Raw genomic sequence first — 8,198 nt, forward strand, 5'->3', positions numbered from 1 at the left:
AGCGTCGAGAATTCCAGGAAGCGCTCACGCGCCTCGGGCGTGTCCTGATTGTTGCTATAGCCGCCGCCATCGGCGCGCCATTCGCGCCAGGCGCGGCGAGCAATCAGCAGGATCAGCAGCAGGCAGACGGCTGTGACTCCGGCAATCGCCATTCGCGTGCCGCCGATGTTCCTGAAGACATCATCATTCGGCGCGCATCGGTAAGCCGCCAAAAAATAGCTGAACAGGAAATGGAAGCCCCAGATGGTCGGCGCGGCCACCAGGGTCCAGAGGTTGTCTTGCGTCTTGCCGAATACCTGCATGTATCGCCCTCACATCAGGACGGGGAGATAGGCGAGCGTCCCTACTGTGACGATCACCGTGAGCCCGACGAAGTGCCAGTAGAGCGCGACATTGAAGATATCGATGTCGTGCGCTGGCGTCATCCGCCCCGCCAGCGAGCGGGCGAGGCAGTATCCAAGCATGAGACTTCCCGCGACGCCGTGCGCGGCGGTCCAGATGATGATAACCCAGACCGTCGCCGGATAGACGTGCGCCGTGGGGCGGAGCCCCGTGACATATGGTCCCCAGAGCAGCGCCGCACTTGCGGCGAGGGCAACGAGTGCGCCCGCCGCCATGAGTGCCCGGGCGCGCCCGACGCGGCCGGCCTGATTCGATAGGCGTGCGCCGAGCGCCGCCGCCCAGGCGACCGCGAAAAGGCCGAAAGCGACGCTGGGCCAGAGCACGCCGGGACCGACCGTCGCCGGCGGCGGGAAATCCGCATGGATGGTGAAGAAGTAGTAGTAGCCGAAGACCAGGCCGAGGAACGCGGTTGCGTCGCCCATCATCATGATGAACATGGCCCACCAGCCGACCGAATGCGGCCCGGACTTGTAGAGCGGCAGCTTCAGGCCGAGGCCAACGTCCTTCTCCGGTTTCTCCGGGATCACGGCGGTGCCGCGCCAGAGCCAGACCATGATCGAGATCGTCGACAGCCCCATCCCGACGATCGTCGCTGCCCACCAATGGAAGGTCGCGAAGATGAACACGGCTCCGGTGAAGACCGCGGCTATCATCGGCATGAAGCTCGGACCCGGTACGCGCAGGCATTGCAGCGGCTTGCCATCGAGGACCGACGTGATGATTGTCTCGCGCTTCATCTCCGCAGCGTCGGGGAGGTAGAACCTTCCCTTGTCGACGTCATCGATGAAATTCGGCTGCTCCCAGATCGGATAGCGCGAGGTGACGGCCGGAATGGAGCGGACGCCCCAGCTCTCGCCCGGCATCTCGACCAGCCATTCCAGCGTGCCAGCGTTCCAGGGATTGCGTTTCGCGTAGGGCTCGTTGCCGCGCGGGCGCAGCACGTCCCAGACGATGATCAGGATCCCGGTGGCAAAGACGAAGGCGCCGACGCTCGAGATCATGTTGGCGGTGCCTACGCCAAGACTTTCCGGATAGGTCCAGACGCGCCGGGGCATGCCGGCAAGGCCGGAGTAGTGCATCGGCAGGAAAGCGAGGTTGAAGCCAGCGAACATCATCCAGAACGCGATCCGGCCGAGCCTGTCGGAAAGCTTCCGGCCGCTGACCAGTGGCCAGTAGTAATAGACGCCTGCGGCGACCGGAAACAGCATGCCGCCGATCAGGACGTAGTGCAGGTGCGCCACGACGAAATAGGTGTCGTGCGCCTGCCAGTCGAACGGCGCCAGCGCCACCATGACGCCGGTAAGCCCGCCGATCACGAAATTGGCGAGCGCCCCGGACACGAACAGCATCGGCACCGAGTGGATTACCCGACCGGTCAGAAGCGTCGCGATGAACACGAAGATCTGCACGCCGGTCGGGATCGCCACCGCTTCGGACGCAGCCGAGAAGAAGCCGAGCGAGATCGAGGGCAGTCCCGTGGTGTACATGTGATGCACCCACAGGCCGAACGAGATGACGCCGGTGCCGACCGCGGCGAGCACGATCCAGGAATAGCCGAGGATCGGCCTTTGCGCGAAGGTCGGCACGATCATGGCGACAAGCGCGATCGCCGGCAGGAACACGATGTAGACCTCCGGATGGCCAAAGATCCAGAACAGGTGCTGCCACAGGACCGGATCGCCGCCGCGACTGGGGTCGAAGAACGGCCAGTCGAACAACCGTTCGAGTTCGAAGAGGATGTCGCCGGCGATCAGGGGCGGAAAGGCGAACAGGATCATGCCGGCGACGACCAGAACATACCAGGTGTAAAGCGGCATCAGGTTGAGCCGCATTCCCGGCGGCCGGCATTTCAGAGTTCCGACGATCAGTTCGACCGCCGCGGCGAGGGAGGCGATTTCGATGAACGACAGGCCGAGCAGCCAGATGTCGGGTCCGTAGCCAGGCGTGAATTCCTCCTCCGTTGTCAGCGGCGGATACATGAACCAGCCCGAGCTCGGTGCCTGGCCGAAGAAGATCGAGCCCATGACGAAAACGCCGCCGATGAGGAAGCACCAGAACCCGAACGCCGAAAGCCGCGGGAACGGCAGGTCGCGTGCGCCGAGCAACTGCGGCAGCAGGATGATCGCAACCGCCTCGAAGATCGGCACTGCGAAGAGAAACATCATCGCCGTGCCATGCAGCGTGAACGCCTGGTTGTAGAAGTCGGGCGTGACGAGGTTGTTCTCCGGCACCGCCAGTTGCGCCCGCATGATCAGCGCCAGCACGCCGGCAATCAGCATGAAGATGAAGGATAGCGCCGTGTACCAGATGCCGACTTCGGTATTGTTGACGGCCGACCAGTAGCGCCAGCCTTTCGGTGCCGCCCAGACCTCGCGCAGCCGGTCCTCCTGCGCGCGACGGACCGCATCGTCTTCCTGATCGGGCACAGTGGATGATTTGTCCGTCGTGTCGGTCATTCGAGCGTCCCCAGCCACTGCGCGATTGCGGTGATCTCCTCCTCGGGGAGCATACCGAAGGCCGGCATCTCCACGCCCGGCTTGATGTGCTCGGTCGAGCGGATGAACGCCACCAGATTTTCCACGGTTGTTGGAAGCAGGCCCGCGGCAATTGTGCGCCGGCTCGCTACATGGGTCAGGTCGGGTCCGACGGCACCGTCCGCGGCGGTGCCGCGCACGGTGTGGCAGGCGGCGCAGCCGTTCTGCAGGAACAATCCGGCACCGGGACCGTCAACCACTGCGGCGGGGAGCGCCTGCGACGTGACGTAGGCTTCGAACTCTGCCTCGGGCACAACGACGACGCGGAATCCCATATAGGTGTGAGCCGTACCGCAGTACTCGGCGCAGGCGCCATTGAAGACGCCGGGACTGGTGGGCTCCAGCACCAGACGGTTCACCCGGCCGGGTATGGCGTCCATCTTCCCCGCGAGGGGCGGCACCCAGAAGGAATGGATGACATCAGGGCTGCTCAACAGGATCTCGGTGCGCTTGCCGAGCGGAATCCAGATCTCGTTCGCGCTCGGGACGCCGCCACGCGGCAGCTTGCGGATAACGCCGGGCTCGCCCTCGACGGCATAGGCCACCCGCCACCAGAACCGTTCTGCGGAGACGGCGATGGTGGGTCCGTCAGCTGCGCGCCGCAGTTCCGGCATCATCGTCAGACCCCACCAGAGCAGCCCCGCCAGGACCACGGCCGGAAAGACGCAGCCGCCCCAGACGATCAGCCGAATGCCGGATTTGTCCGAATAGGGCCCGGACTTGCCCCTGGCGGCATAGTAGCTGACGCCGATCACGACGATCCAGATGGCGGTGCCGCCGGCCAGCATGATCCAGAACAGGTTGAGCACGCGCTCCGCCTCGACACCCGCCGGATCGAAGGCGGATTGCGCGCCCTGGCAGCCGGCGAGGGGGGCGATCATCAGCGCCGCCGCGAGGAATCCGGGTCTCGTCATCGGGAGAGGCCTTCGGTCTGCGGCGTCAACCTGGTTGCAACGCGGCTGTCGGGCGAGCGGAGCAGAAGAGCTACCCGGATGACCAGGGCCAGCAGATACATCATTGACTGGACAACCATCATCAGGACGCCCGCGAATTGCTGATCTTCCAAAAGAGTGACGCCCCAGGGGAGGCCGCGATCCAGCTAGCTTTCGTAAAAGGCACGTGAGGAGAAGGCAAGCAGCGCACCCAGGACAAGCGAGAACTTGAAGTTCACAAACAGAGCCAGGATCGCCGATCCGAACTCGTCGCTTCGCATGCGCAGAATGGCCGTCCAGAACAGAAGTCCTGCGGCGAGCATCGAGCCGTGCATCAGCCAGTGCACGAAATCATTTTCGAGCGACAGCGCGATCGCCGCCGGAATGTGCCACAAGGTGAATACGAGCAGTTGCAGAATGGTTGCGACATCAATGCGGATGAGGAATTTCCAGCACCTGCGCCACGGCTGCCAGCGGACCGCCAGCGCCAGCCCGCGTTGCCATTCTCTCGGCAGGGACCGGATCATCGTCGGCATCGGAAGACCCAGCACGAGGAGCGGGGCGGCCACACCCATCAGCACGATGTGCTGCGCCATGTGGGCGGAAAAGAGGCTCTCGCCGATGGCGTCGAGCGGCCAGACGAGGCCTGCCCAGAGTGCGGTCAGCCCGAGCGCAAACAGCCCAGCCTGCCAAACGGCTGTACCTCTGCCGATGCCGGCGCGGCTCCAGGCGAGGTGCAGGCCGCGCCCGTAAAGCAGCAGCGCCACCGCGATCGGCGCCACGACAGTGAGTTGCAGCGACCATGCGGTCCAGAAGTCGTGTGGCGATATCGGCGCGCCCTCGGTATGGGCGCGAGCGCTGGAGGCGACCATGGCCGCAACGCAGAAGCCGACAGTGAGCCACGCTCCCGGCACATGCCCGCGCGAGGAGAGCCGAAAGGCTGCGACTGCCCCGGACAGGAGAGGGGTTGGAAGCCGGCCTGCGCGGCCACGGAAGCCGTGGGCACGGCAGGAGGGTGGCGGTCGCGTCACACCCCGCCCGCCCATTCCGCGGCCACGTCCAGTGCGCTTGCGTCGAACCAGCGCATCTCGGCACGGGTCAAGGCCTTCGCGAGGGTGGTTCCCCAGTGCTGCCACGCCGCCTCGCCGACAACGGCGATGCGGGAGAAATCGTTTCGATGGGCGGTGTCCATCTTGAAGTCTTCTCGCATTGCAGCGAGGCCCGTGTACCCTTGGAAATTCGTCAGATCGACGACGAGGCCGGGCTTCTCTACAGATGTGAGCCGTTCGTGCAGCAACGCGTGCATCCGCTCAAGATCGCTTTCGCTGAGCTCGCCTTCGCAGGCGATTGCGATGACGTCGTCACGATTTGTCCGCGTCTCGGTGAACATGGTCTTCCTCCTGTTCCTCGGGATTGCCGTGACCATAGAGGTCAGCATTTTCGTGCGCTCGGTTCTCATGCTCGAATTCAAGGGTGGAATGCGCGATGCCGAACCGATCGTTCAGCCTGTCCCTGATCTCGTTCTTGATGGCCTCGAGCCGCGACCAATCGTCGGCAGTCACGACGACATGGCAGTCGAGTGCCGCCTCATGCTCCTGCATCTGCCAGAGATGCACATGGTGGACATCTCCGACGCCCTCGACGCCGCGCAGGGTTCTGACGACATCGCCGCCGTCGATCTCCGGCGGGCTGCCGAGCATCAGCGTCCGGATCGGAGTGCCGATCTCTGTTATGGCAAGATAGAGGATATAAAGTGCGATGCCGATGGTGATCGCTGGGTCGACCCAGCGCATGTCATAGAGGATGATGAGGGCGCCGCCGATGATGACCGCGACGGAAGCCAGCGCATCCGAGAGATTGTGCAGGAAAAGCGCGCGAATGTTCACGCTGCCTTTCTGCATCGAATAGGTGAGCATCGCTGTCAGCGTGTCGACCGCGAGTGCGACAGCGCCCAGTATGACGACAGTCCAGCCCTGGACCTGGGGTGGGTCGATCATCCGCATTCCTCCCTCATAGATCAGGTAGAAGCCGACAAGAACAAGCGTGGTGTAGTTGATCAGCGCCGCGACGATCTCGATGCGGCCATAGCCAAACGTCATGCGCTCGTCCGGGGGCCGTCGAGAAATCTTGCGTGCGGCAAAGGCAATGAGCAGCGACGCCATGTCGGAGAAGTTGTGCAGTGCGTCTGCGATCAGGGCAAGACTGCCGGACAGAATTCCGCCGACAATCTGTGCGGCGGTCAGGACGCCGTTGGCCCAGATCGCGATGGAGACCCGCCGGTCGCCCGATTGCGGGTCGATATGGCCATGGCTATGGTCATGAGGCATTTGCATATGTCCTGCTTTGCTCGATCCCTGAACTGCTCTGGCCGGTCGATCCGCCACCGCGGGCCATGACTGTCTCCAGACCGGCGGAAACCAGGGTAAAGAGAACGAAGCCGCCGACGAAGGCCAGTGCCGAGAGGCGGTTGTCGGTCGCGGCCTCGTGTGCTTCCTCGAGCATGTCCTCGACTGCTGCGACCGACAGGAGCCCGGCGACGAAGCTCAGCGCGGCGTATTTCGCTGCATCCGGCGCGCTTCGCAGCAGCAACCATGCAAGTACAGCCGTTCCGAGGCAATAGAGAGGGAATGACAACGAGACCGCGATCCGCCGCTTGCGCGACACGCCGTTTTCTTTGAGGTTTGCCACGACCGAGTATCCCTCCGGAAAGTCGGCCAGTACCTGCCCCGCTGCCAACACAACGGCGAGCGAGGCACCAACCGCAGTGCCGGAGCCTATCATCAAGCCATCACCGGAGAGGTCGACAGCTACGGCAACATAAATCATCCACATACCGGTGCTGCCGCCGCTCTTCTCCGACGGCTTCATCTTCCCGATCAGCGTCCCGGCGCTGATATAGGCCGCTCCCCCTGCTGCAAACGCCAGGGCAATCCACCAGCCGGCGAGATTTTCAAGTGCCTCGGGCATCAGCTCGATGGCCACCACGCCGATGACGATGCCCGACGCCGCATGCAGCGCCAAGTTAAGAAGTCGTGGCGATGTCCGGACGAATTCGGCAACCATTGCGCCGGCGAAATTTCCGAGCCCAGGCAGAAGCGCGAGGCCAATGACCAGCCACAGGTTATTCACCACCGCTCCTTCACAATGCTGCCGTTCGCATTTGCTCCGTCCCACACACCCGCTTCGCGCGCATCACACACTGAAGCGTCCTTGGGAGGCAAACTTAGCGGGACATGATTTGTTCCACCGTGTTGGTAAAAGGAACATGCCCGACTGCCGGCGCAGGTGCTGCAGTGACCACATATCGAATCCCGGAACCCTTGAGTTTCGCCGAGCCACCGGAGTGCAAGACGGGTTCCGCGGTCACTGTACCGTCCGCTGAGATAACCCTGCTCCCGGCACCGGACAGTTTTGAATCAAACATCGACGTAGGATCGACATCAACCAAAAAAAGATGATGCCGCATAGCAACGTCCGTAACACGGGGAGAGTGTAGAATGCCCGTATTCATCACAAAAAATTAATCAGCGGTCATATAGACAAACCGCGCCAATGAAGTGACAAAGGCCTGATGACTCGCGTGTTGACCTTTGTTGCAGCATTGTTGTTGGCGCTTCCAGCGCTGGCGCACCCGGCCAATGCTGTGGATGTGTTGCCTATCTGCCAAATCGCCGGTGACACGGTCGGGTGCAATTCAACCGACAGTGAAGGTGCGCTTGGTTCAGGCGAGATCCCACTGGGTGAGAAAAGCGGAAACAAAGTTTCCGCGCACTGTCAGATGCACTTTGCGATATTTGCGGTCTCAAATGTTTCGCCAATCATGCATGAGGCGCAGGAGTATGACGCCAGCTTCAAAGCCTTGCTTCTCTTCGACATAGGATACGTGGTCCCGCGACCGCCAGACGCTCACGCTTGAATGTCCAAATGCGCATTCTGCGCTAATCGGAAAATTCAACGACGTGAGTGTGAAACATGATTTCGAGAAGAGGACTGCTGTTTGGCATTGGCGCTGGCCTTGCCACCTCCTGTGGGCTTCCCGCCTACGCCCATGACGACAAGTTCAAACTGGACGAGAAATTCGAGCCACAAAGTACCAGCTTTAGCGGTTACGAGCCCGGTACGATAATTATCGACCCGAAAAACCACTTCCTATATTTGCAACTCGAGACAGACATGGCGCGCCGTTACGGGGTGGGCGTTGGGCGGTCCGGCCTGGCTTTCCGCGGACAAGCGGAGGTGGGACGAAAAGCCAAGTGGCCATCGTGGACTCCTACAGCAAACATGATCAGACGCAATCCGAAGAAGTACGGACGTTTCGCCAAGGGTGTGC

The 8,198-nt window shown here is 62.5% G+C and carries 8 protein-coding genes and 1 pseudogene; 2 read left to right on the top strand and 7 right to left on the bottom strand.

The features are described 5' to 3' along the window. From AC5DC2_RS10285 to AC5DC2_RS10315, 7 genes and pseudogenes are all read right to left on the bottom strand, one after another. Positions 1-302: hypothetical protein (locus tag AC5DC2_RS10285; RefSeq protein ID WP_491698407.1), on the bottom strand; the 302-nt coding region annotated here is incomplete at its 3' end. A gap of 9 nt (positions 303-311) precedes the next feature. Beyond that, positions 312-2,858 carry a cytochrome c oxidase subunit I gene (gene ctaD / locus AC5DC2_RS10290; RefSeq protein WP_061449947.1) on the bottom strand — a complete coding sequence of 849 codons (2,547 nt, stop codon included), beginning with the start codon at positions 2,856-2,858 and terminating at the stop codon, positions 312-314. Then, positions 2,855-3,850, bottom strand: coding sequence for a cytochrome c oxidase subunit II (gene coxB, locus AC5DC2_RS10295; protein ID WP_024706474.1), 996 nt, complete (start codon positions 3,848-3,850; stop codon positions 2,855-2,857). Before coxB ends, ctaD begins: the two co-directional genes overlap by 4 nt. Further along, a pseudogene (locus tag AC5DC2_RS10300) lies at positions 3,847-4,914 on the bottom strand (cytochrome c oxidase assembly protein). Before AC5DC2_RS10300 ends, coxB begins: the two are co-directional and overlap by 4 nt. Continuing rightward, positions 4,896-5,258, bottom strand: a complete 363-nt coding sequence (locus AC5DC2_RS10305; RefSeq protein ID WP_024706472.1) for a SpoIIAA family protein — start codon at positions 5,256-5,258, stop codon at positions 4,896-4,898. Before AC5DC2_RS10305 ends, AC5DC2_RS10300 begins: the two are co-directional and overlap by 19 nt. Further along, a complete protein-coding gene (locus tag AC5DC2_RS10310; protein ID WP_024706471.1) occupies positions 5,230-6,195 on the bottom strand; it encodes a cation diffusion facilitator family transporter in 966 nt (321 codons plus the stop codon). The genes AC5DC2_RS10305 and AC5DC2_RS10310 overlap by 29 nt, the downstream gene beginning before the upstream one ends. Next, positions 6,185-6,997, bottom strand: a complete 813-nt coding sequence (locus AC5DC2_RS10315; protein WP_024706470.1) for a ZIP family metal transporter — start codon at positions 6,995-6,997, stop codon at positions 6,185-6,187. The genes AC5DC2_RS10310 and AC5DC2_RS10315 overlap by 11 nt, the downstream gene beginning before the upstream one ends. 454 nt (positions 6,998-7,451) lie before the next feature. Here AC5DC2_RS10315 and AC5DC2_RS10320 point away from each other — a divergent pair, with 454 nt between their 5' ends. Both AC5DC2_RS10320 and AC5DC2_RS10325 read left to right on the top strand, forming a co-directional pair. Next, positions 7,452-7,784, top strand: coding sequence for a hypothetical protein (locus AC5DC2_RS10320; protein ID WP_491698408.1), 333 nt, complete (start codon positions 7,452-7,454; stop codon positions 7,782-7,784). A 56-nt stretch (positions 7,785-7,840) separates the two neighbouring features. Continuing rightward, the coding region (locus AC5DC2_RS10325) for a L,D-transpeptidase (RefSeq protein ID WP_491698409.1) at positions 7,841-8,198 on the top strand (358 nt) is incomplete at its 3' end.

It is taken from the genome of Martelella sp., from assembly GCF_984369615.1.